At 70.8% G+C, this 19,951-nt stretch carries 25 protein-coding genes; 13 read left to right on the forward strand and 12 right to left on the reverse strand.

All coding sequences use genetic code 11. From position 1 onward, the window contains the following. Positions 1-59: 59 nt before the first annotated feature. The 3 genes from RBR11_RS12985 to RBR11_RS12995 form a co-directional block, all read right to left on the reverse strand. Complete coding sequence (locus RBR11_RS12985) at positions 60-1,265, reverse strand: hypothetical protein (protein ID WP_308489771.1); 1,206 nt, start codon at positions 1,263-1,265, stop codon at positions 60-62. 122 nt (positions 1,266-1,387) lie between these two features. Further along, complete coding sequence (locus RBR11_RS12990) at positions 1,388-2,380, reverse strand: hypothetical protein (protein ID WP_308489772.1); 993 nt, start codon at positions 2,378-2,380, stop codon at positions 1,388-1,390. A 22-nt stretch (positions 2,381-2,402) separates the two neighbouring features. After that, complete coding sequence (locus tag RBR11_RS12995; RefSeq protein WP_308489773.1) at positions 2,403-3,239, reverse strand: class I SAM-dependent methyltransferase; 837 nt, start codon at positions 3,237-3,239, stop codon at positions 2,403-2,405. Positions 3,240-3,558: 319 nt separating this feature from the next. On the opposite strand from RBR11_RS12995, the gene rpsF reads away from it, so the two are divergent. The 4 genes from rpsF to rplI all read left to right on the forward strand — a co-directional run bounded on the left by rpsF (position 3,559) and on the right by rplI (position 5,246). After that, positions 3,559-3,924, forward strand: coding sequence for a 30S ribosomal protein S6 (rpsF, locus tag RBR11_RS13000; protein WP_308489774.1), 366 nt, complete (start codon positions 3,559-3,561; stop codon positions 3,922-3,924). A 6-nt stretch (positions 3,925-3,930) separates the two neighbouring features. Beyond that, positions 3,931-4,434 (forward strand): single-stranded DNA-binding protein, encoded by a 504-nt coding sequence (locus tag RBR11_RS13005; protein WP_308489775.1) that lies wholly within the window; start codon positions 3,931-3,933, stop codon positions 4,432-4,434. Positions 4,435-4,527: 93 nt separating this feature from the next. Beyond that, positions 4,528-4,782, forward strand: coding sequence for a 30S ribosomal protein S18 (gene rpsR / locus RBR11_RS13010; RefSeq protein ID WP_040168021.1), 255 nt, complete (start codon positions 4,528-4,530; stop codon positions 4,780-4,782). Between the two features lie 11 nt (positions 4,783-4,793). Beyond that, a complete protein-coding gene (rplI, locus tag RBR11_RS13015) occupies positions 4,794-5,246 on the forward strand; it encodes a 50S ribosomal protein L9 (protein WP_308489776.1) in 453 nt (150 codons plus the stop codon). 161 nt (positions 5,247-5,407) lie between these two features. On the opposite strand, the gene RBR11_RS13020 is transcribed toward rplI, so the two are convergent. Then, positions 5,408-5,560 carry a hypothetical protein gene (locus RBR11_RS13020; RefSeq protein WP_308489777.1) on the reverse strand — a complete coding sequence of 51 codons (153 nt, stop codon included), beginning with the start codon at positions 5,558-5,560 and terminating at the stop codon, positions 5,408-5,410. Positions 5,561-5,644: 84 nt separating this feature from the next. Further along, entirely contained in the window at positions 5,645-6,634 is a 990-nt protein-coding gene (locus RBR11_RS13025; RefSeq protein ID WP_308489778.1) for a hypothetical protein, read from the reverse strand. 372 nt (positions 6,635-7,006) lie between these two features. Between RBR11_RS13025 and RBR11_RS13030 the strand changes: the two genes are divergently transcribed. Beyond that, positions 7,007-7,210 (forward strand): hypothetical protein, encoded by a 204-nt coding sequence (locus RBR11_RS13030; protein ID WP_308489779.1) that lies wholly within the window; start codon positions 7,007-7,009, stop codon positions 7,208-7,210. Positions 7,211-7,760: 550 nt separating this feature from the next. Next, on the forward strand, positions 7,761-9,110 hold the full coding sequence (gene dnaB, locus RBR11_RS13035) for a replicative DNA helicase (RefSeq protein ID WP_308489898.1): 1,350 nt from the start codon (positions 7,761-7,763) through the stop codon (positions 9,108-9,110). Between the two features lie 13 nt (positions 9,111-9,123). Here the strand turns inward: dnaB and RBR11_RS13040 are convergent, their stop codons facing one another. Both RBR11_RS13040 and RBR11_RS13045 read right to left on the reverse strand, forming a co-directional pair. Further along, on the reverse strand, positions 9,124-9,582 hold the full coding sequence (locus RBR11_RS13040) for a MarR family winged helix-turn-helix transcriptional regulator (protein ID WP_308489780.1): 459 nt from the start codon (positions 9,580-9,582) through the stop codon (positions 9,124-9,126). Between the two features lie 4 nt (positions 9,583-9,586). Continuing rightward, entirely contained in the window at positions 9,587-10,408 is an 822-nt protein-coding gene (locus tag RBR11_RS13045) for an N-acyl homoserine lactonase family protein (protein ID WP_308489781.1), read from the reverse strand. A gap of 144 nt (positions 10,409-10,552) precedes the next feature. Here RBR11_RS13045 and RBR11_RS13050 point away from each other — a divergent pair, with 144 nt between their 5' ends. Then, a complete protein-coding gene (locus tag RBR11_RS13050; RefSeq protein ID WP_308489782.1) occupies positions 10,553-11,137 on the forward strand; it encodes a dihydrofolate reductase family protein in 585 nt (194 codons plus the stop codon). A gap of 15 nt (positions 11,138-11,152) precedes the next feature. Here RBR11_RS13050 and RBR11_RS13055 read toward each other — a convergent pair whose 3' ends face one another. The 3 genes from RBR11_RS13055 to RBR11_RS13065 form a co-directional block, all read right to left on the reverse strand. Next, entirely contained in the window at positions 11,153-11,380 is a 228-nt protein-coding gene (locus RBR11_RS13055) for an RNA-binding S4 domain-containing protein (protein ID WP_308489783.1), read from the reverse strand. 10 nt (positions 11,381-11,390) lie between these two features. Further along, positions 11,391-12,143 carry a potassium channel family protein gene (locus RBR11_RS13060; RefSeq protein ID WP_308489784.1) on the reverse strand — a complete coding sequence of 251 codons (753 nt, stop codon included), beginning with the start codon at positions 12,141-12,143 and terminating at the stop codon, positions 11,391-11,393. A gap of 182 nt (positions 12,144-12,325) precedes the next feature. Beyond that, the gene (locus tag RBR11_RS13065) at positions 12,326-13,273 is read right to left on the reverse strand and encodes a DMT family transporter (protein ID WP_308489785.1); all 948 of its coding nucleotides are present in this window, start codon (positions 13,271-13,273) and stop codon (positions 12,326-12,328) included. Positions 13,274-13,343: 70 nt separating this feature from the next. On the opposite strand from RBR11_RS13065, the gene RBR11_RS13070 reads away from it, so the two are divergent. The 6 genes from RBR11_RS13070 to RBR11_RS13095 all read left to right on the forward strand — a co-directional run bounded on the left by RBR11_RS13070 (position 13,344) and on the right by RBR11_RS13095 (position 17,291). Continuing rightward, entirely contained in the window at positions 13,344-14,195 is an 852-nt protein-coding gene (locus RBR11_RS13070; protein ID WP_308489786.1) for a LysR family transcriptional regulator, read from the forward strand. 99 nt (positions 14,196-14,294) lie between these two features. Further along, entirely contained in the window at positions 14,295-15,080 is a 786-nt protein-coding gene (locus tag RBR11_RS13075) for an SDR family NAD(P)-dependent oxidoreductase (protein WP_308489787.1), read from the forward strand. A gap of 92 nt (positions 15,081-15,172) precedes the next feature. Further along, positions 15,173-15,559, forward strand: coding sequence for a YciI family protein (locus RBR11_RS13080; RefSeq protein ID WP_308489788.1), 387 nt, complete (start codon positions 15,173-15,175; stop codon positions 15,557-15,559). Positions 15,560-15,565: 6 nt separating this feature from the next. Next, entirely contained in the window at positions 15,566-16,645 is a 1,080-nt protein-coding gene (locus RBR11_RS13085) for an RNA polymerase sigma factor (RefSeq protein WP_308489789.1), read from the forward strand. A gap of 17 nt (positions 16,646-16,662) precedes the next feature. Further along, positions 16,663-16,917 (forward strand): ribbon-helix-helix protein, CopG family, encoded by a 255-nt coding sequence (locus tag RBR11_RS13090; protein ID WP_308489790.1) that lies wholly within the window; start codon positions 16,663-16,665, stop codon positions 16,915-16,917. Further along, on the forward strand, positions 16,914-17,291 hold the full coding sequence (locus RBR11_RS13095) for a type II toxin-antitoxin system VapC family toxin (RefSeq protein WP_308489791.1): 378 nt from the start codon (positions 16,914-16,916) through the stop codon (positions 17,289-17,291). The genes RBR11_RS13090 and RBR11_RS13095 overlap by 4 nt, the downstream gene beginning before the upstream one ends. A 59-nt stretch (positions 17,292-17,350) precedes the next feature. Here the strand turns inward: RBR11_RS13095 and pgi are convergent, their stop codons facing one another. Both pgi and RBR11_RS13105 read right to left on the reverse strand, forming a co-directional pair. After that, entirely contained in the window at positions 17,351-19,039 is a 1,689-nt protein-coding gene (gene pgi / locus RBR11_RS13100) for a glucose-6-phosphate isomerase (RefSeq protein ID WP_308489792.1), read from the reverse strand. A 109-nt stretch (positions 19,040-19,148) separates the two neighbouring features. Beyond that, positions 19,149-19,901 (reverse strand): sulfite exporter TauE/SafE family protein, encoded by a 753-nt coding sequence (locus tag RBR11_RS13105; RefSeq protein WP_308489899.1) that lies wholly within the window; start codon positions 19,899-19,901, stop codon positions 19,149-19,151. Between the last annotated feature and the right edge of the window lie 50 nt (positions 19,902-19,951).

Below are 19,951 nucleotides of genomic sequence, written 5' to 3' on the forward strand. Positions count from 1 at the left end.
GCAGCGACGTTTTCCATCTCCGAGTGACCGGATCCCCCGCGCGCCGGGGGACGGGGCCGTCAGTGCGAGAACAGCGCCCCGATGACGCCTCCGAAGAAGTTGCCGAACACCCACACGATCACGACGACCCCGAAGATCAGCGCGCCCCAGGAGAAACTCCGTTTGAGTCGCCGTCCCGGCGCGGCCACGCCCGGCGGGGGAGCCCACCGCGACGCGCCGGGCATCGGCGTCGGCGCGGCCACGCCGGCGGGAAGGAAGCCCGGCGGCGCGACCGGCACGCCCGGCGCCCCCGGAGCCGAGGCCGCCGCTCCCGAAGCGACCCCCGAGGCGGCGAGCCGCTCGTCCCGCCACCGCGCCCATTGCGCGAGCTTGTCGATCACCGCGCCGACGGTCGCGAACATCCGCGCCCACACGGCCGGATCCACGGTCGACACCTCCTGCCGCTGCGCGTACAGGAACAGCCAGTCGTCGACGATCTCGACGTCGAACGCCGCCGCGTGGTCGAGGAACCGGGCCATGATGTCGGGCGTGAACAGGTACAGGGCGTCGCGCTCGTAGCCGACCGGGCAGTACAGCGCGAAGCGGCGGTCGAAGTCGCCCTCGAGCGACAGCCGCTGATGCCTGTCGTAGCGCGCGGGGAGGTTCGACCCGAGGAAGCCGTTGTTCGCGAGCGAGTCGAGCACGATGTTCGGCAGCGGCACGTCGAGCCTGATCGCGATGTAGCCCCATTCGTGCGTCTGGGCTTCCTTCCCGGATCCGGTCGTGTACTGGTAGTTCGCGAACTCGACGAAGCGCGGCGCGGTGCCGCGGACGAGGCTCTTCGCGATCCGTCCCCGTCCGAGGTCGAAGATCATGCCGGGCAGGGGCGGATCCTTCACCTCCGGCACGTACGTCATGCCGTTCGCGGCGGCGAAGGTCGCCAGTCGGTACTGCCGGATGCCCTGCCGGTGCCGCAGCACGACCAGCAGCGCGATCACGCCGCCCACCGCGAGGATGAGCAGGACCGGCACGAATGCGCTCAGCCCGAAGCTGCTCCCGCCACCGGCCGACACGATGACGCCCACCATCACCACGGCGACGATCAGGAACATGACGCCGACGAAGGCGAAGACGAGCACGGCGCCGACGGTCTTGGCGACATCGCCCCACGTCCGGGTCGTCCTCACGGAACGCCGGTACGCCGCCAGTGCCGCCGGATCGACGGGATCCGTCAGCGGCCGGGCGTCGAACGGGAAGGCCCGTGTGGGCGATTGAGGTGTGTCCACGCTCCTCAGAGTCGCACGCCATCGGTCGTCGAGCGAGCGCAGCGGACGAAACCCGGCGTCCGGAAGAGACGGCGTCTCGTCTCGGCCGCGCGGATCCGTCGCCTGAGGCGACCGGGATCGGATCAGCGGTTCACGTCGTCGGCGTCCCAGGAGAGGTCGGCGCCCTCGGCGATCGGCAGGGCTTCGATCCGCGGATCCGCGCACAGCGCCCGCACGAGCGCGGCGGACCCGCCGACGACCGTCGAGTCGAAGTCGATCTCGCTGACCAGTATCCAGGCGCGATCCGCCGGCCAGATCAGGCTCGGGTGCTGCGCGGTCGGCGGGAGGCCGTGGGCCTCGGCACCGGCCCCTGGGCCGGTCGAAGGGTCGCGCCACGGGGCGGAGAGCACCCAGGACGGATCGGCGAACGCGCGCGGCGGCGCCGCGAACAGCACGTGGTTGCGCTGCGGCAGCTCGAGGCGCGCTCCTTCGGAGATCTCCCGGGAGAGGATCCCGTCCTGCCAGACCGCCTTCGGATACGGGTTGTTGAACGGGTCGTGGAAGCTGCGGGCGAGCATCTCCGCGTGCGGACCCGCCGCGGGGTCGTCGTCATCGGCGGCCAGTAACACCCGCGCCGTCGACATGTGACCGCCGAGCAGCCCGCCCCAGCCCTCCCAGACGCCAGCCACGCCGTCGTCGGGCGTCGTGGTGTGCACGACGAGGTGCTCGGCGACGGGCGCGAGCTCCTCCGGCGGCAGGTCGCCCTCGATCGGCGCGGTGAACAGACGTCCGTCCGGAGCGCGCCGATGATGCCAGTCCTCGCCCTCGGGCGTCCGCACGATGCGGTTCCATTGCGCGAGCGGGTGCAGGGTCGTGCCGAACGCCTCGGCCGTCGTCGCCCAGGTCGCCGGCTCGTCGCGCGTCTGCGCCCTGAGCCGCTCGAACCCGTCGTCCGGCAGTGCACGCCAGGCCTCGGTCGTCACTGCCGGCCCGGACGCGCTGCGCACCGAAGCGCGGTGGAACACCCGCGCATACGCCTCGAACCCGTGCGGCACGACCGCGTGCATGCCGTCGGACCAGCCGCCCAGGCGATCCCGGATCCAGCTCCCGACCTCGGTGTCGTCCTGCCAGCGCATGCCGTCAGGCTACCCGCGCCGCTCAGTCCTTGATCGCGATGACCGTGAACGTGCAGGGCACGAGGTCGCGCTCCGCGCGCGGCCACTCGAAGTCCTCGCCGACCGGGGTCATCCGCGGGCTGAACCGCCAGGGCAGGGTCTTGCCCTCGTCCATCCGCACGATCCGCAGGCCCGCTCCGATGAGCGCGTTCACGACCTCGGAGAGGGGGTGCGGCCACTCGTACGTGCGGGTGTGCGTGACCGTGCCGTCGCCGACGTAGGTGCCCGGATCGTCCCACGCCTGCGCGGATCCGTCACCGAAGTAGGGGTAGCGCAGCACGAGCTCGTCGCGCTCCTCATCGAGGCTGTACACGAGGGGGTGCCCGTCGCGGATGTAGAAGGTGCCGCCGGGACGGAGCAGCCCGGCGATCTGCGTCGCCCAGCGATCCAGGTCCTTCAGCCACGTGATCGTGCCGATGCTCGTGTAGACGAGGTCGAAGTCGCCGGCCACGGCGGCCCGGGCGTCGAGCACGTCGGTCTGCACCCAGGTCGCCTCGAGACCCAGGCGGCCGGCGAGGGCCGCCGCCGCGTCGAGGGCGGGCCGGGAGAAGTCGACGCCGGTGACCCGGGCGCCGAGGCGCGCCAGGGAGAGCGTGTCGGTGCCGATGTGGCACTGCAGGTGGCAGACGTCGAGCCCGTCGAAGCCGTCCGCGAGGAACGGCGCGAGGGCTGCGGCATCGGCGCGCACGACCTCGGAGAGGTGGGTCGGGTCGTCGTACGCGTCCAGCCCGTACGCCTCGACGTGCAGGGCCGCGCGCTCGTCCCAGTTCTCCCGGTTCGCCTCGCGCGCCGGCTCCCATCCGATGTCGACCTGGTCCATGCCGGCCACGCTACCGATGTTCCCGAGCCGTCGCGCGGGAGCCGGACGTGCGACGCCCGCCCGACCATGCGACGCCCGCCCGACCGTGCGACGCCTGCACGACCCGTTCGCCGGATCCGTCGTGCATCCGTCGCGCGATCGTGCATCCGTCGCAGGGTCTCCCGCGCCTGTGCCTCCGCGGGATCCTGGTTCGCGACGGTCAGGCGGATCCGCTAAGCTGTGCAGGTTGCCTGGGCGCATCATGCCCCGGCACGTGCAACACACCCTCCTGCTTCCGGGAAAGTCCCGGAAGCCGTTCTAGTCCGAAGGAGGTGGGTAAGTGACGCACCAGTACGAGCTCATGGTCATTCTGACCCCCGAGCTGGACGAGCGCCAGGTCGCCCCGAACCTCGACAAGTTCCTGAAGGTCATCACCAACGATGGTGGCTCGATTGACAAGGTCGACATCTGGGGCAAGCGCCGTTTCGCCTACGAGATCAACAAGAAGACCGAGGGCATCTACGCCGTCGTGAACTTCACCGCGACCAGCGAGGCCACCAACGAACTCGACCGCCAGCTGAACCTCAGCGAGCTCGTGTTCCGCACCAAGGTGCTGCGTGCCGAGGAAGCGATCGCCCAGGTCGCCGCCGAGGCCAAGCGCGCCGAGGAGAAGGCCGCCCGCAAGCCCAAGGCCGCGAAGGTCTAAGGCACCATGGCCGGCGAGACCGTCATCACCGTGGTGGGGAACCTCACCGCCGACCCCGAGCTGCGCTACACGCAGAACGGGCTGCCGGTGGCGAACTTCACCATCGCCTCGACGCCCCGCACGTTCGACCGCCAGGCGAACGAGTGGAAGGACGGCGAAGCGCTGTTCCTCCGCGCGTCCGTGTGGCGCGAGTTCGCCGAGCACGTGGCGGGTTCCCTGACGAAGGGCATGCGGGTCATCGCATCCGGACGCCTGCGTCAGCGCTCCTACCAGGACCGCGACGGCAACAACCGCACCGCGATCGAGCTGGAGGTCGACGAGATCGGCCCCTCGCTGCGTTACGCGACCGCCCAGGTCACCCGTGCCGCCTCGACCGGCGGCGGCGGGAGCTTCCAGGGCGGCGGTCGTCCGCAGCAGCAGGTCTCGGAGGAGCCGTGGTCGACGCCCGGCTCTTCGAGCGCCGACGCGTGGAGCACTCCCGGCAGCTTCGGCGACGACACGCCTTTTTGAGGCGGGTCTCCGGTCCCTGAGAGGGGCCCGGCCGGACACAACAAGATTCCGGATCCTCACGGATCCGATCATCATTTCTCGTAAGGAAAACTCATGGCTGGAAAGTCGAGCGGCGACCGCCGCAAGCCGCGGAAGGGCGCGAAGAACGCCGCTCCCGCGAAGTCCATCCGCGTGGGTGTCATCGACTACAAGGACGTCGCGACCCTCCGCAAGTTCATCTCGGAGCGCGGCAAGATCCGCGCCCGTCGTATCACCGGTGTGTCCGTGCAGGAGCAGCGTCTGATCGCCAAGGCGATCAAGAACGCGCGCGAGATGGCTCTCCTGCCCTACGCCGGCGCCGGCCGCTAAGGAGCACCGACATGGCAAAGCTGATTCTCACGAATGAGGTCGCCGGGCTCGGTAGCGCCGGTGACGTGGTCGAGGTCAAGAACGGGTACGCCCGCAACTACCTCGTCCCGCAGGGTTTCGCCGTCGCGTGGTCGCGCGGTGGCGAGAAGCAGGTCGAGCAGATCCGCGCCGCCCGTCAGGCGCGCGCGATCCACGACCGTGACGACGCCGTGGCGCTGAAGAACGCGCTCGAGGCCGCCAAGATCCGCCTGGCCGTCAAGGCCGGTGCGGAGGGTCGCCTGTTCGGCTCGGTCAAGACCGCCGATGTCGCCGCCGCCGTCGAGGCCGCGGGCGTCGGTGCGATCGACAAGCGCAAGGTGCACATCACCTCGCCGATCAAGTCGGTCGGCGAGCACGAGGCCACCGTTCGTCTGCACGACGACGTGACCGCCGTGATCACGCTGCAGGTCGTCGCCGCCAAGTAAGGCTGCGCACGCCCTGAACGGGGCCGTCTCCTTCGGGAGACGGCCCCGTTCGCATGCGCTTCGTCAACGGAAGGGGCCGCTGGGGAAGGCGCTTCCGGACGCGCATGCGCTGGCCGGCGGGTCGCCACTGGGGACGGCGACCGGTCGGCGAGAACCGGGCATCAGCTCATGCGAGCCCGGTGGATCAGGGGGCCCGCGTCGGTCGACGCGAGCGGCAGTGCGAGCAGGAACCGAGGCGGTGGCGCGTCGCCGCGGCTGCCGGCGGTCGTGGCGCCGAGCGCGCCCCGGAGGGCATGCTTCACGGATGCGGGCATGATGATGCTCCTGACATCGAGTCGTTTCGGGTGATCGTGCGCGATCGCGCGTTATCCGCTGTCGTCGAGGACAGCCCGTCGGACTCAGTCAGGAGCGACGTCGGCGGGATACACCGGCGAGGAGGGGAGATCGTCGTCTTCAGGCGCGCCCGCAGCGCGCCCTGAGGGCGGGAGGGTGCCGGTCAAGGGGTGCTCGGCGGCGGAGGCGAGCGGTGCGGAGGCGGCGCCCGATCCGGAGGCGCCCGTCACCGCAGGACTCGCCAGGCCCCACCAGGGACCGGGCGACGGGGGAGCGGGCGGCGCGGAGGGCGGAGCACCGGGTGGTCGGGCGGCCGACGTATCCGAGTCGGAGGGCCCGCGGTCCAGCGGTGGGAAGACGGACTCCCCTCGCGCAACGGCACGCACCGCCCAGGGGGCGGGACCCCGTGGCTGAGCCGCGGCGACGAGGAGCGCGGGATCGCCCGAGTGCGTCACGGGTGCCGTCAGTGGCGGGCGAAGCGCGCCGACGGCAACGCCGTGGTGCAGCCTGTCGACGACGGGTGACGCGATCGACGTGACCGGTTCTGATCCGAGGGAGGCGGTGACGGGGCGTGCGACGTCGCGGGTCACGACGTCGATGGCGGTCGCCGCGAGGGCGTCGACGTGGCCCGTCGCTTCGTCGAGTGCCGGTGCGAGCGTCGCCCCGACCACGGGGGCGACCGCGCCCACCACCGGCGCAGTGACGGCGGGTGCCGGAGCGTCCTCGAGGATCGGGGCGGGATGCCCGCCGGGAGCCGGAGGGGCCGGCGTCGTCGGAGCGGCAACGGCGTTGACGGCCGCCGACGCGACCGTTCGCGCCGGTTCCGTCACGGTGTTCGTCACCGCGGTCCCGACAGGCGGGATCGCCGCGTCGACGGTGCGGACGAGCGAGGTGAGCACGGTGCCCTGTCCCGCTGCGTTCGGGTTGGACGGCTCGCTCGCGTGGGCCGGGCCCGAACCGAGCAGCACGGAGAGCGCCGCCCAGCCGAGCGCGAGGCACGCCCCGGCGAGCAGGCCGAATCCGGCCCGACGCATCGCGTCGCTGCTCCCGTCCACGTTCACCCCCGACAACACAGTCCGTCCCTAGACCGAGTGTTCTTTGGGGCTGACAGTACGCCGGTGCGCGGCATCCGTCCAGAGGAACCGAAATATTGCAGGCGAAGCGATAGAGCGGTATATTGCGCTCAAAGGTTGCGCGACTGGGGTGTGAAACCTGCCGGTGTGGGGCCGGAAACGACGATCCTTGGGGAAAAGGCGCGTCGCATCGTTCTTCACCGTGACCGGAGATGTCACTCCTCTTCCACGTGGTCTTCCATCGATCACATCGAATTCTGGGGAGGGACGATGTCCCGTTCGAAGGGGAGCGCTGGGGCGCTCCGACATGTCGCATCCGCCACGGGGACGCTCACGCTCGCAGGGGTCCTGATCATGGTCCCGGCCGCGTCCGCGGAGGGCACCGCAACGTCCGTGTCCGTGAAGCCGGTGTCCGAGACGTACGTGATGCAGATCGCCGCACCGAACGATCCGTACGCCGACGCGACCGCGGTGGGCGTCCTCGCGGGCGCGCTGGGTCTGATCGCACTGGGATCGGTGGCCGCCGCCGGCCTGATCTCGCGCGGTCACCGCCGCTGAAACCGTTGCGCCTCACGGCATGGATGTGCCGTCCCGGTGGTCCGGGACGGCTGGATCAGAGCGCTCGGACGGGCCGATCCGGATCCGGATCCGCGCGCGCCACACCCGCCGAAAAGACGACTTGACAAACGGGGGGCGGACCTGAGCGTCATCCCCAAGTTGTGCACATCTGAGCGGCGCCCTTACGAACCTTCAAGAAGTACTTGAGGCAGAATCCCATCCACAGGCTGGGGAAACGAAGAATCCCTGTTCCAAAGGAAATAATCGGGCTCATTCCCGAGTGTTCCCCACAGTTATCCCCAGGCGTTCTGCACAGACACTCCAGAGTTTCCCGCAGACTCTCCACAGAGTTATCCACAGGGGGTGTTGCACCCGTGGAGCGGCCCTTCTAGCGTGGTCGAGCAACCCCGATGTCGGACCCCCCTGGTGTGCTGTTGCACACGGGCATTGGTCCCGTCCGCGTGCGGATCCGACGGGGGTGCGCACGGCCAGGGGAGAGCAGAGAGGGGCGCGTGTGTCGATCGCGGACATCGCCGAAGAGCGGCTCGGTATGGAGCGCGGCCCCGAGCGGACCCCTCCGCACGACCTCATGGCCGAGCAGTCCACGCTCGGCGGCATGCTTCTCTCGAAGGACGCGGTCGCCGACGTCATCGAGTCGCTGCGCGGATCCGACTTCTACATCCCCAAGCACGAGCTGATCTTCGACGCGGTCCTCTCGCTGTACTCGCATGGCGAGCCGACCGACGTCATCGCGGTCACCGACGAGCTCATCAAGACGGGCAACCTGTCCCGCGCCGGCGGCGCCGACTACCTGCACTCGCTGACCTCGATCGTGCCGACCGCGGCCAACGCCGGCTTCTACGCCGGGATCGTGTCGGAGCGCGCGATCCTGCGCAAGCTCGTCGACGCCGGCACCCGCATCGTGCAGATGGGCTACGACGGTCAGGGCGACGCGGTCGACCTCGTCAACAGCGCCCAGGCCGAGATCTACTCCGTCACCGGCATGGAGCAGGCCGAGGACTACGTCCCGCTCACCGTCGCCGTCGATGCGGCCGTCGAGGAGATGGAGGCCGCAAGCGGCCGCGACGGATCCATGACCGGCGTGCCGACCGGGTTCCGCGAGCTCGACGAGCTCACCAACGGCCTGCACGGCGGGCAGATGATCGTCGTCGCGGCCCGTCCCGCGATGGGAAAGTCGACGCTCGCGCTCGACTTCGCCCGTGCCGCCTCGATCGGGCACAACCAGCCGTCGATCTTCTTCTCCCTCGAGATGGGCAAGGCCGAGATCGCCATGCGCCTGCTCAGCGCCGAAGGCGCCGTGCCGCTGCAGAACCTGCGCAAGGGCACGCTCGACCAGCGCGACTGGACCACGGTCGCCGCCACCCGTGGGCGCATCAACGACGCCCCCCTGTACATCGACGACAGCCCGAACATGACGCTCGTCGAGATCCGCGCGAAGTGCCGTCGGCTCAAGCAGCGCGTCGGCCTGAGGATGGTCGTCATCGATTACCTGCAGCTGATGACGAGCGGCAAGAAGGTCGAGTCGCGTCAGCAGGAGGTCTCGGAGTTCTCCCGTGCCCTGAAGCTGCTCGCGAAGGAGCTGCAGGTGCCGGTGATCGCGCTCTCGCAGCTGAACCGTGGCTCTGAGCAGCGGCAGGACAAGAAGCCCGCGATCAGCGACCTGCGCGAGTCGGGCTCGATCGAGCAGGACGCCGACATGGTGATCCTGCTGCACCGCGACTCCGTCTACGACAAGGACGTGCGCCCCGGCGAGGCGGACCTCATCGTGGCCAAGCACCGTAACGGCCCGACCGCGACGATCCAAGTCGCCTTCCAGGGCCACTTCTCCCGCTTCGCCGACATGGCGAGCGACTTCCAGGGCGGCGGCGACTTCCACTGACGCCGGGTGGCGATCAGACCCCGGGATCGGCGTCGATGCGTCGCCGCAGCGCCTCGCCGGCGGGGTGGCCCGCGACGAGGAGTTCGAGCGGTGCGATGAGCTCCGCCGCGCCCGGAAGGCCGTCGATCGCCTCGTACAGCGCATCCTCGACGGCCCGGGTCTCCTGCTCCTTGGCCATCCCCGTCGCCGTCAGCCGGAGGTGCACCCGGCGGCGGTCGCCCGGGTCCTCGATCCGTTCGATGAGGCCGGCCTGCACGAGCCGTTCGATGAGTCGGGAGGGGTTGGTGCCGCTGTCGCAGACGAGCATGCGGCCGACGCCGGAGACGGTGAGCTCACCGTTGTCGCCGAGGATGCGCAGCACCTCGGACTGTGCGGGGGAGAGCCCGAGCGGCTCGAGCGCGGCCGCGAGCCGGCGGTTGCCCTCGCGCTGCGCGGCGAGCAGGAGGTAGCGGATCTTCTCTGCCTGCCTCATCCCTTCACTCCAGGGTGCGATTCGCCGCGTCCAGCAGCCCCTGCGCCGCGGGGTCGTGAGCGGCGAGCACGACGAGGCCCGGATGGAGTTCGGCGAGGTGCGCCACGCGTCGGGTCGATGCGTGCAGGCCGGCCTTGTCGCCGACGCCGGGGATCACGTCCTGGCCGAGGAGGGCCACGTCGTAGGTGAGATCCCCGACCAGCAGGAGGGGAGGCGGATCGGCCCGCTGCACGAGGGCGGAGAGGGATCCCGGGGTGTGGCCCGGGGTCGGCAGCAGGGTGATGGCTCCGTCGCCGAAGAGGTCGAGCTCGCCGTGCACCGGGACCCAGTTCAGGCCCGGCAGGAAGATGTGCTTCGCCAGATAGCCGCCGAGCTCTGCGGAACGGCCGCGCGCGGCATCGAGCTCGGCCGCGCCGACGAGGATGCTCGCGTGCGTGAGCTCGGCGAGGCCGCCGATGTGGTCCTGGTGCAGGTGCGAGACGACCACGGTGCGGACGTCGGCGATGTCGTACCCGATCCGTGCCAGCTGCGCCGTCAGCGTCTCGTCGGGAGCGATCGCGAACCGGGCCAGGCGGCGATAGAAGAAGCCGTTGAGACCACGGGGGAAGTAGTCGGGATCCGTGACGGATGCCCGATCCTGGCCGGTGTCGAACAGGACGAGGCCCTTCTCGTGCTCGATCACGTAGACGTTGATCGGGCGAGGAGAAGTCCACCGGCGCGAGGTCGCGAGCCACCAGAGCAGGGGTGCGCCCGTGCGGGACACGTGCTCGGGACGGATCGCGACGCTGCCGGTGCTGACGACCGAGACCCTCCTGATGGGATTCATGTCACGACACTATATGTTGTGACACATAATATCGAGCTCCGGAGTGCGACTGTTCCGCTCGCCCCGTCCCCGGCCTAGACTCCCTCGCGAAGCCTCCGTGCGCGGATCTTCCGCGATACCGCGGAGAGCGGAGGAGAGGCACGCATGCAGACCCTGACGATCGACTTCATCTGCTCCCTGGACGGCTACGGCGCCGCCGAGGGCTGGCCGGGCCTGTGGGGGATGGGCGGGCCCGACTACTTCGAGTGGCTGAACACCGCGATCGACAAGGACGCCCCGATCCTGATGGGCGCCACGACGTACCGGCTGATGTCGGCGCTCGCGGCGGGCGGCGAGGAGGGCACGGACGTGCTCAACGCGATCCCGAAATACGTGTTCTCGTCGACGCTCGAGGATCCGCTGACCTGGGAGAACTCGATCCTCGTCCGCGAAGACGCCGTGACCTTCGTGCGCCGACTGAAGGAGGAATCGGATCGGCCGCTGCGCACGCTCGGCAGCGTCGCCCTCTGCCGGGCGCTGCTGAACGCCGGTCTCGTCGACCGGTACCGTGTCGTGCTGTTCCCGGTGATCACCGGAGCGACGGGGTCGGACCGGATCTTCGACGGCTACCCCGACGTCCGCCTCGAGCTGGTCGAGTCGCGCACGTTCGACCATCGGCTGCAGCTGCTCGAGTACGTCCCCACGGTGCTGGACGGGCCGCCGGGCCGCGACGGGAGCATCAGCTCCTGACCGCGGCCGGGATCCTCAGGGGCGGACCCGCACCGTGCGACCCCGGAACGCGACCAGATCCCCGTCGACGAGCTGGCGCCCGCGGCGACGCTCCTCCACGCCGTTGACATCGACGTAGCCGTCGATGATGGCCTCCTTGGCGTTGCCGCCGGAGTCGAGCAGCCCGGCGAACTTGAGGAACTGACCGAGGCGGATGGACTCGCCGCCGATGGAGATCTCGTCGATCGGATCGCTGCTCGTCATGCCTGAAATGCTAGACGCCGGAGCGGGCGTCAGGATCCTCCTGGTCGAGGATGCGCTGTTCCGCCTCCGCCGCGAGCAGCCCCTTCAGCTCGGCGATCTCGGCGCGTAGCGCGTCGATGTGGGCGACCGTGGCGGTCTGGCGGGACGCCTCCTGCGCATAGACCCGCTCGACGATCCACGACGCGAGCGTGGCGGTGACGACACCGAGGAGGGCGATGCCGCTGAACATCAGGCCGACGGCGATGACCCGGCCCTGGAACGTCACGGGGACGTAGTCGCCGTATCCGACGGTCGTGATCGTGGTGAAGGCCCACCAGATCGCCTCACCGAACGTCTGGATGCGGCCGGCGCCGCTGCGCTCGACATCGAGGACGGCCAGGGCAGCGACGTACACGAGCAGGATCGCGGATCCGGCGACGTAGATGACGATCCGGCCCCGCAGTGCCCGGCCCGCGGTCCGCTGCAGGACCGTCAGCAGGGTGACCACGCGCAGCGCCCGCAGCGGGCGGAGCATCGGGAGGACGACGGCGCCGAAGTCGAGCAGGTGCGTGTAGAACCAGTGCCACCGCCTCGGCGCGATGCTCAGGCACACGATGTAGTCGAGGAGGAACACCGCCCAGGTGACCCAGATCAGATCCTCGAGCAGCAGTCCGGGCGCCCCGGGCGGGTCGGAGATGGCCTGGACCGAATACGCGATGAGGAAGATCGCGGACGCGCCGATCAGCGGCCATTCGGCGATCTTCCGCCACCGCTCGAGCGTCATGCGCTCAGGCTATTCCTCTGCACGCCCGTATGGATCCGGGAATCCGCGCTGAACCGGGTGACGGGCGTACGCTGGCCTCACCGACGAGAGACAGGGACGGCGCATGGGGATCACCGCGGGCGCCCTGGTGGCCGTGTTCGTGACGCTCTTCATCGTGCTGGTGGTGCGCCGGCGGCGGTAGCTCAGGACACGTCGGCCGAGACCGGATCAGCGGCCGCTCGAGCGGTCCGTCGGACCAGAACCCCCTGGCTGACGAGGATCCCCGCGATCACGATCGCACCGCCGACCGGCTCGTACCAGTGGATCCCCTCGCCCAGCACGAGCACGCCGAGCGCGACGCCGATGACGGGCGCCAGGTAGGTCACCGTCGAGGCGCGCACCGGGCCCCAGGCGCGGATCACCCGGGTGAACCAGATGTAGGCGATGCCGGTGCCGAGTACCCCGAGCGCGGACACACTGAGCACGACCGGCAGGGTGAGCGAGACCGGGCCGCGCGTGGTGAACGGCGCGAGCAGCAGCACGACTCCGCTCGCCATGGTCAGCTGCACCGACGACAGGGTCACCGAGTCGTAGGGCAGGCCGCTCACGAACCGGCGCAGGTACAGACCCGCGAAACCGTAGCTGACGGTCGCGCCCAGGCAGGCGAGCTGCGCCGGAAGCGTCGTGCGCAGGTCTGCGGCGCCGATCAACTGCCACGGCCCGCTCAGCACGACCACGCCGACGATGCCGATGACGAGGCCCATCGTGCGGGAGCGGTCGAGCCGCTCCGACCGCAGCACGAGCGGCGTGAGCAGCAGCGTCATGATCGGCGTGGTCGCGTTGTAGATGCTGGCCAGGCTCGACGGGAGGAACTGCTCGGCCCAGGCGAACAGCGAGAACGGGATCGCGCAGAAGAACGCGCCCACGACGACCATGTGCGCCCACACCCGCGGCTCCCGCGGCCAGCGCCGGCGGGTGACGAGCATGATCACGGCGAGCGCGATCGCGCCGAGCAGGATCCGGCCGAGCACGACCTGCGCGGGGGAGAGGCCCTGCAGGCCGACCTTGATGAACAGGAAGCTGGCGCCCCAGACGAGCGACAGCGCGAGGAACACACCCACGGTGGCGGGGGACTTGCCGACGTTCTCCATGAGGCCTAGTCTCGGAGCCACCGGGGCATGAAGCAAATGCATCGCGCTCATCGACTCATGAGGAGATTGGATGTCCCTCACCCTCGCGCAGCTGCGGGCGCTCACGAGCGTCGCGGAGCACGGATCCTTCACGGCGGCGGCCGACCGCCTGGGTATCAGCCAGTCCGCCGTCTCGCACGCCGTCGCGGGCCTGGAGCGGGAGATCGGCGGACGCGTGCTGCAGCGCGACAACGGCGTCGCCCTCACCGCGATCGGGCAGCGCGTGCTCGAGCACGCCCGCGCCGTGCTCGCCTCCGTCTCGGCGCTGGAGAGCGCGGTGCACCAGGACGGCACGCTGACCGGATCCGTCCGGCTCGGCGCCGTCGCGACCGTCTGCCAGGGGCTGCTGCCGGATCTGCTGCCGCTGTGGGCGGCCCGGCTGCCGCACGTCGACGTGCAGATCTACGAAGGCGACGACGACGAGATGCCGGAGTGGCTGGAGGCCGGTGTGGTCGACGCCGCGATCCTGGTCGAGCCCTCGCCGACCCCGCCCGGCGGCAAGCTCGTCGCGACGGACGAGTTCGCCGCCGTCGTCCGGGCGGACCATCCGCTCGCCGGGCTCGACGGCATCCCGCTCGCCGAGCTGCAGGTCGACGGGCTCATCGTCTCGGCCGGCGGCTGTGAGGGCCACGTCCGCCGGATGCACGACGAGGAGGGTCTGGCGTTCACCTACTCGCACCGGGTGCGCGAGATGAGCACCCTGTTCCGGATGGTCGAGCAGGGCATGGGCGTCGCGATCGTGCCATCGCTCGGCCGGGGCATGCTGCCGGCGGACCTGGTGATGCGGCCGCTCGCAGCCCCCCGCCCGCGCCGGCTCGTGCTCGCGGGGCCCGCGTCGCGGCCGTGGCACCCGCTCGCGCAGGCGCTCGTCGACGCGGTCTGAGGCGCGGGCCGGCCGGGCTCCCGGGGCCGGACGCCGGGGGCAGGATCCGGGTGCGGACTCCCGGGCGCCGCCAAGGCCGCGGGCGTCTAATTTGATCTCATGACACTACGGCTCACGGGCACGACCGCCCTCGTCACCGGCGCCAGCTCCGGTCTCGGCACGGCCTACGCCAACGAGTTCGCGCGTCGCGGGATCGACGTCGTGCTGGTCGCCCGCCGCGAGGATCGGCTGAAAGCGCTCGCCGCGCAGCTCTCCGCCGACTTCGGGGTGACCGCGACCGCCATCGCCGCGGACCTCGCCGCACCGGGATCTGCCGCGGCGCTGCGCGCGGAGATCGACGCCCGGGGGATCCGGGTGGGTGCGCTCGTCAACAACGCCGGCTTCGGCCTGCACGACGACTTCCTCGACGCGGATCCGGCGCGCACCGCCGAGATGATCGACCTCAACGTGGCGGCGCTCGTCGCACTCACCCGGGAGTTCCTGCCGGGCATGGTCGCCGCGGGGCACGGCGTCGTCGTGAACCTCGGGAGCACCGGCTCGTTCCAGCCCTGCCCGAGCATGGCCGTCTACGGCGCGACCAAGGCGTTCGTGCTCTCCTTCACCGAGGCGGTGGCGTACGAGGTGCGCGGGCAGGGCGTGCAGGTGCTCGCGGTGTGCCCCGGCGCGACCGCGACCGAGTTCCGCGCGGTCTCCGGCCTGCACGCGGATCGAATGGAGACCGGGTCGCAGACGCCCGCGCAGGTCGTCGCCGAGACGTTCCGCGCCCTCGACCGCGGCCGGACCGGCAGCATGGTCTCCGGCCGGCGGAACAAGGTGCTGATCGCCCTGGGCCGGATCGCGCCGCGCCGGCTGGCGACCGCGGCCTCCGCACGCATGCTGTCCTGACCGGCCGGTGCCGGCGGATCCGGATCCGGATGTCGATCGGCGCCCCCTTCGATCGTCACCATGATGTCGATATCCTCACGAAAGGACGGATCATGCGTTACACGCTTCTGCTGCAGTACCCCGAGATGAGCGCCGAGGACCTCGGGGCGGAGGCCCTCGCCGAGGGCATGCGCGCCTTCGACGAGTACGCCAAGGCCCTCGACGAGGCCGGTGTCCTGCGCAGCGCCGAGGTGCTGCACCCCTCCGCCGTCACCACGACCGTGCGCGTCCGCGACGGGCAGCTCCTGGTGCAGGACGGCCCGTTCGCCGATACGAAGGAGCAGCTCGGCGGATCCTTCGTGATCGAGGTCGACGACCTCGACGCGGCGATCGCCTGGGCGGGCAGGGCCCCCTCCGTCGCCTGGGGCGCCGTCGAGGTGCGCCCGATCGCGACCCGGTTCGTCGACGGCGCCTGGCAGGGCGCCGCGCCGGTCCAGTAGCCGCCGATGGCCGCGACCGACGAGGTGCGCACCGCCGCCGAACGCGCGGTGCGGGCCTCGTACGGCCGGCTCGTCGCCCTGCTCGCGGCGAGCACCGGCGATCTCGCGCTCGCCGAGGACAGCCTCGCCGACGCGCTTGAACGGGCGCTCGTGACCTGGCCCGATGCCGGCGTGCCGGACAACCCGGAAGGATGGCTGCTCACCGTGGCACGCAACCGACTCCGCGACGTGCTCGGCTCGGCCGCGCACCGCACGAGCGTGCCGCTCGACGCTGCCGGGGAAGGCCCGGGCGGCTTCGACGTCGACGCGCTCGTCGAGTACGGGGACCGGATCCCGGATCGCCGGCTCGAACTGCTGTTCGCGTGCGCGCACCCGGCGATCGACCCCGCGATCCGCACGCCGCTCATGCTGCAGACCGTGCTCGGCTTCGACGCCGCTCGCGTCGCCCGGGCGTTCGACGTCGAGCCGGCCGCGATGGCGCAGCGGCTGGTGCGGGCGAAGCGGAAGATCCGTGACGCGGGGATCCGGTTCGCCCTGCCCACCCGCGCCGACATGCCTGCGCGCACGACCGCGGTGCTCGAGGCGATCTACGGCGCCTACGCGCTGGACTGGCTCGACCGGCACGACGACGTGCGCGCCTCGATCGCCGATGAGGCCCGCTGGCTCGCCGTCCTCACCGCGACCCTGCTCGAGACGGATCCGGAGGCGTGGGGCCTGGCCGCGCTGCTCACGCTCGCCCAGTCCCGGGCGCCCGCGCGGATCGGGGATCCCTGGCCTTCGCTGGACGAGCAGGATCCCGCCCTGTGGGACCGCGCGCTGATCGCCGAGGGCGAGGCGCTGCTGCACCGGGCCGCCCGGGAGGGCAGGGCCGCCCGGCTCAGCGGGGTCGCTGACAGCGGCGAGCCCGGCAGGTTCCAGCTCGAGGCCGCGATCCAGTCGGTGCACTGCGACCGCGCTCGCACGGGCGTCACCGACCGCGCCGCGCTGCGCAGGCTGTACCGGGCGCTCGTCCGGATCGCGCCGACCCGCGGTGCGCTCGACGCGCTCGCCGCGGTCGAGGCGGCGGATCCGTCAGAGCGGACATGATGTAATCTGGTTACATCATGAAGCTGACCCGGACCCAGATCTCCCTCAGCGACGACGACCGTCGCGTGCTCGACGCGGTCTCCCGCCGCACCGGCAGTTCGATGAGCGCTCTGATCCGGGAGGCGATCCACTCGACGTACGGTGACGTCGGCGATCCCGAGCGTCTTCGCGGGCTGATCGACGCGAGCTTCGGGACGATCGCGAGGGAGGTCTCCGGGGAGGAGCTGGTGGACGGTCTGCGCTCCGGTCGGCGACTGTCGGGTCTCGCATGAGCAGTCTCATCGACACCTCCGTGCTCATCGATCACAGCCGCGGCGTTCCCGCGGCCCGGAGGGCGCTGTTCGACGCGATCGATCGGGGCGCCCTCCATTCGAGTGAGGCCGTCCGCGCCGAGCTGCTCATCCTGATCCGCGACCGAGAGCTCCGGTTGATCGAGCCGCTGCTCGAGGCGATCACCTGGCATCCGGTCGATCGGAGGGTCGCCGAACTCGCGGGAGAGCTCGGGCGGCGCTGGCTCCCCGCGTACAACGGGATCGACGCGGCCGACTTCGTCATCGCGGCCACGGCGATCCATCTCGAAGCGCAGCTGCTCACCCGCAACGTGAAGCACTTCCCGATGTTCGAGGGCCTCGTCGCGCCGTACTGAGCCGCCGTCATCGATCGTCAGCGGCCGGCCCGGATCCCTCCGGACCGGCGGCCCCGACGTCAGCGCCGGTGCGCGTGGTAATACGCGAGCAGCGCGCGGGTGGACGGATCCTGCGCCGCGGTCGCGTCGGCGTCGCCCTCGATCGCGGGGGCGATCTGCAGGGCGAGCTGCTTGCCCAGTTCGACGCCCCACTGGTCGAACGAGTTGATGCCCCAGATCACGCCCTGCGTGAACGTGATGTGCTCGTACAGTGCGATGAGCTGGCCGAGCACGGCCGGGGTCAGTGCGGCGGCGAAGATCGACGTCGTCGGGCGGTTGCCCGCGAACGTGCGCGCCGCGACGAGGGGGCCGGTCGTGCCCTCGGCCTCGACCTCCTCCGCCGTCTTGCCGAAGGCGAGCGCCTTGGTCTGCGCGAGGAAGTTCGCGAGGAACAGGCCGTGCACGTCGCGGCCGTCGTCGGCGAGCGGATAGGCCGGGTTCGCGAAGGCGATGAAGTCGGCCGGGATCAGCCGGGTGCCCTGGTGGATGAGCTGGTAGAACGCGTGCTGCCCGTTGGTGCCCGGCTCGCCCCAGAAGACCTCGCCCGTCTCGGTCGTGACGGGGGATCCGTCCCAGCGCACCGACTTGCCGTTCGACTCCATCGTGAGCTGCTGCAGGTAGGCGGGGAACCGGCTGAGCTGCTGCGCGTAGGGCAGTACCGCGTGCGACTGCGCGCCGAGGAAGTTGCCGTACCAGACGTTGAGCAGGCCCATCAGGACCGGCACGTTGCGCTCGAGCGGCGTGGTGCGCACGTGCTCGTCGACGGCGTGGAAGCCGGCGAGCAGATCGGCGAACACGTCGGGCCCGAGCGCGATCGCGAGCGACGTGCCGATCGCGGAGTCGACCGAGTAGCGGCCGCCGACCCAGTCCCAGAACCCGAACGCGTTCTGCGGGTCGATCCCGAACGCGGCGACCTTGTCGAGCGCGGTCGACACGGCGATGAAGTGGTGCGCGACGGCGTCGTTCTTCGCGTCGTCGCCCGCGACGTCCACGCCCTGCGCGGCGAGCCGCTCCCAGAGCCAGTCCCGGGCGAGGCGGGCGTTGGTGAGGGTCTCGAGCGTCGTGAAGGTCTTCGACGCGACGATGAACAGGGTCGTCTCGGGATCCAGGCCCGTCGTCTTCTGCGCCAGGTCGGTCGGGTCGATGTTGGAGATGAAGCGGGCCTCGATGCCCGCGTCGGCGTAGGGCTTCAGAGCCTCGTAGACCATGACCGGGCCGAGGTCGGATCCGCCGATGCCGATGTTCACGACGTGCGTGACCTTCTTGCCGGTGATCCCGGTCCACTCGCCCGAGCGGACCCGGTCCGCGAACGCGGCGACCCGGTCGAGGACCTCGTGCACGTCGGCGTCGACCTGCTGGCCGTCGACGACGAGGGCGGGGAAGGCGTCGGCGGGGCGGCGCAGCGCCGTGTGCAGCACCGCGCGATCCTCGGTGGTATTGATGTGCGCGCCCGAGAGCATGGCCTCGAACCGCTCCGCGACGCCGGTCTGCGCAGCGAGGCGCACGAGCGAGGCGAGGATGTCGTGGGTCACCAGGTTCTTCGACAGGTCGACGTGCAGGTCGGCCAGCGGCAGGCTGAGCCGGTCCGCGCGACCCGGATCCTCCGCGAACCAGGTGCGCAGATCGGGCGCGAACACGATGTGGTGCGCGGTGAGCTCGGCCCAGGCCTGGGTGGTGGTGGCATCGATCGGTGCGGCGCTGTCGGTCATGTCGCCCACGCTAGCGGCCGACGCCCGGCGGCGCACACGGACCCGTCACCATCGCGGGCGGGGTCGGGACCTCGCCGGCGACGGGGCAGGATCCCGGAAGCCGGCCGGCTCAGGGGATGAGCAGGTAGGCGGCGCCGAGGACCGTCAGCATGAGCACGATCCGGTCGAACACCCCCTGGTGGATGCGGGGGATCAGCCATCGCCCGAACAGGGCGCCGAGGACAACCATCGGCACGAGCACGGCGTCCAGCAGCAGCACGGGCGCGGTGATGAGCCCGAGGCCGACGAGCACGGGCACCTTCACGAGGTTCACGATCGCGAAGAACCACGCCGCGGTGCCGAGGAACACGTTCACCGGCGTGCGCATCGCGAGGAAGTACAGCGACATGACCGGGCCGCCGGCGTTGGCGACCATGGTCGTGAAGCCCCCGAGGGTGCCGTAGCCGAGGGTCGTGTCGAGGTGCCCGTGCGGTTCGGCCGCGGTCGGGGCCCGGCGCCGGCGCCACAGCGTGATGCCGGTCATCGCGAGCAGGATCGCACCGATGACCGGCCGCACGACGCCGTTGCCGGCGAACGCGAGGAACACCGCCCCCAGGACGAGGCCCGCCGCCACCGCCGGTGCGAGGCGCAGCAGCGTGGGCCAGTGCGCGTGCCTCCGGTAGCTGAGCAGCGCGAACATGTCGCCGACGATCAGCAGCAGAAGGAGCGCGCCGGTGGACGTCCGCGCGGGCAGGATCGCGGCGAAGACGGCGATTGAGATCGTGTTCGCGCCCGGCAGGGCCGTCTTCGAGAGTCCGACGATCGTGCCCGCGAGGGCGAGCAGGATCCACGCCCCGGGGGCGAGGTCGATCAGGCGCTCCAGGGGAAGGGGCGCTCCTTGTCGTAACCAGTCATGCCGCCACGGTATCCCAG

Origin of the sequence: Microbacterium capsulatum (assembly GCF_030865425.1) — a bacterium.
Taxonomy (GTDB): domain Bacteria; phylum Actinomycetota; class Actinomycetes; order Actinomycetales; family Microbacteriaceae; genus Microbacterium; species Microbacterium capsulatum.

What these genes read in the sequence shown, in the direction of transcription:
- RBR11_RS12990 (WP_308489772.1), bottom strand. Translation starts at nt 2,380, where the DNA reads ATGCGCTGGCAGGACGACACCGAGGTCGGGAGCTGGATCCGGGATCGC.
- RBR11_RS12995 (WP_308489773.1), bottom strand. Translation starts at nt 3,239, where the DNA reads ATGGACCAGGTCGACATCGGATGGGAGCCGGCGCGCGAGGCGAACCGG.
- RBR11_RS13005 (WP_308489775.1), top strand. Translation starts at nt 3,931, where the DNA reads ATGGCCGGCGAGACCGTCATCACCGTGGTGGGGAACCTCACCGCCGAC.
- rpsR (WP_040168021.1), top strand. Translation starts at nt 4,528, where the DNA reads ATGGCTGGAAAGTCGAGCGGCGACCGCCGCAAGCCGCGGAAGGGCGCG.
- rplI (WP_308489776.1), top strand. Translation starts at nt 4,794, where the DNA reads ATGGCAAAGCTGATTCTCACGAATGAGGTCGCCGGGCTCGGTAGCGCC.
- RBR11_RS13020 (WP_308489777.1), bottom strand. Translation starts at nt 5,560, where the DNA reads ATGCCCGCATCCGTGAAGCATGCCCTCCGGGGCGCGCTCGGCGCCACG.
- RBR11_RS13030 (WP_308489779.1), top strand. Translation starts at nt 7,007, where the DNA reads ATGGTCCCGGCCGCGTCCGCGGAGGGCACCGCAACGTCCGTGTCCGTG.
- dnaB (WP_308489898.1), top strand. Translation starts at nt 7,761, where the DNA reads ATGGAGCGCGGCCCCGAGCGGACCCCTCCGCACGACCTCATGGCCGAG.
- RBR11_RS13040 (WP_308489780.1), bottom strand. Translation starts at nt 9,582, where the DNA reads ATGAGGCAGGCAGAGAAGATCCGCTACCTCCTGCTCGCCGCGCAGCGC.
- RBR11_RS13045 (WP_308489781.1), bottom strand. Translation starts at nt 10,408, where the DNA reads ATGAATCCCATCAGGAGGGTCTCGGTCGTCAGCACCGGCAGCGTCGCG.
- RBR11_RS13050 (WP_308489782.1), top strand. Translation starts at nt 10,553, where the DNA reads ATGCAGACCCTGACGATCGACTTCATCTGCTCCCTGGACGGCTACGGC.
- RBR11_RS13055 (WP_308489783.1), bottom strand. Translation starts at nt 11,380, where the DNA reads ATGACGAGCAGCGATCCGATCGACGAGATCTCCATCGGCGGCGAGTCC.
- RBR11_RS13060 (WP_308489784.1), bottom strand. Translation starts at nt 12,143, where the DNA reads ATGACGCTCGAGCGGTGGCGGAAGATCGCCGAATGGCCGCTGATCGGC.
- RBR11_RS13065 (WP_308489785.1), bottom strand. Translation starts at nt 13,273, where the DNA reads ATGGAGAACGTCGGCAAGTCCCCCGCCACCGTGGGTGTGTTCCTCGCG.
- RBR11_RS13070 (WP_308489786.1), top strand. Translation starts at nt 13,344, where the DNA reads ATGTCCCTCACCCTCGCGCAGCTGCGGGCGCTCACGAGCGTCGCGGAG.
- RBR11_RS13075 (WP_308489787.1), top strand. Translation starts at nt 14,295, where the DNA reads ATGACACTACGGCTCACGGGCACGACCGCCCTCGTCACCGGCGCCAGC.
- RBR11_RS13080 (WP_308489788.1), top strand. Translation starts at nt 15,173, where the DNA reads ATGCGTTACACGCTTCTGCTGCAGTACCCCGAGATGAGCGCCGAGGAC.
- RBR11_RS13085 (WP_308489789.1), top strand. Translation starts at nt 15,566, where the DNA reads ATGGCCGCGACCGACGAGGTGCGCACCGCCGCCGAACGCGCGGTGCGG.
- RBR11_RS13090 (WP_308489790.1), top strand. Translation starts at nt 16,663, where the DNA reads ATGAAGCTGACCCGGACCCAGATCTCCCTCAGCGACGACGACCGTCGC.
- RBR11_RS13095 (WP_308489791.1), top strand. Translation starts at nt 16,914, where the DNA reads ATGAGCAGTCTCATCGACACCTCCGTGCTCATCGATCACAGCCGCGGC.
- pgi (WP_308489792.1), bottom strand. Translation starts at nt 19,039, where the DNA reads ATGACCGACAGCGCCGCACCGATCGATGCCACCACCACCCAGGCCTGG.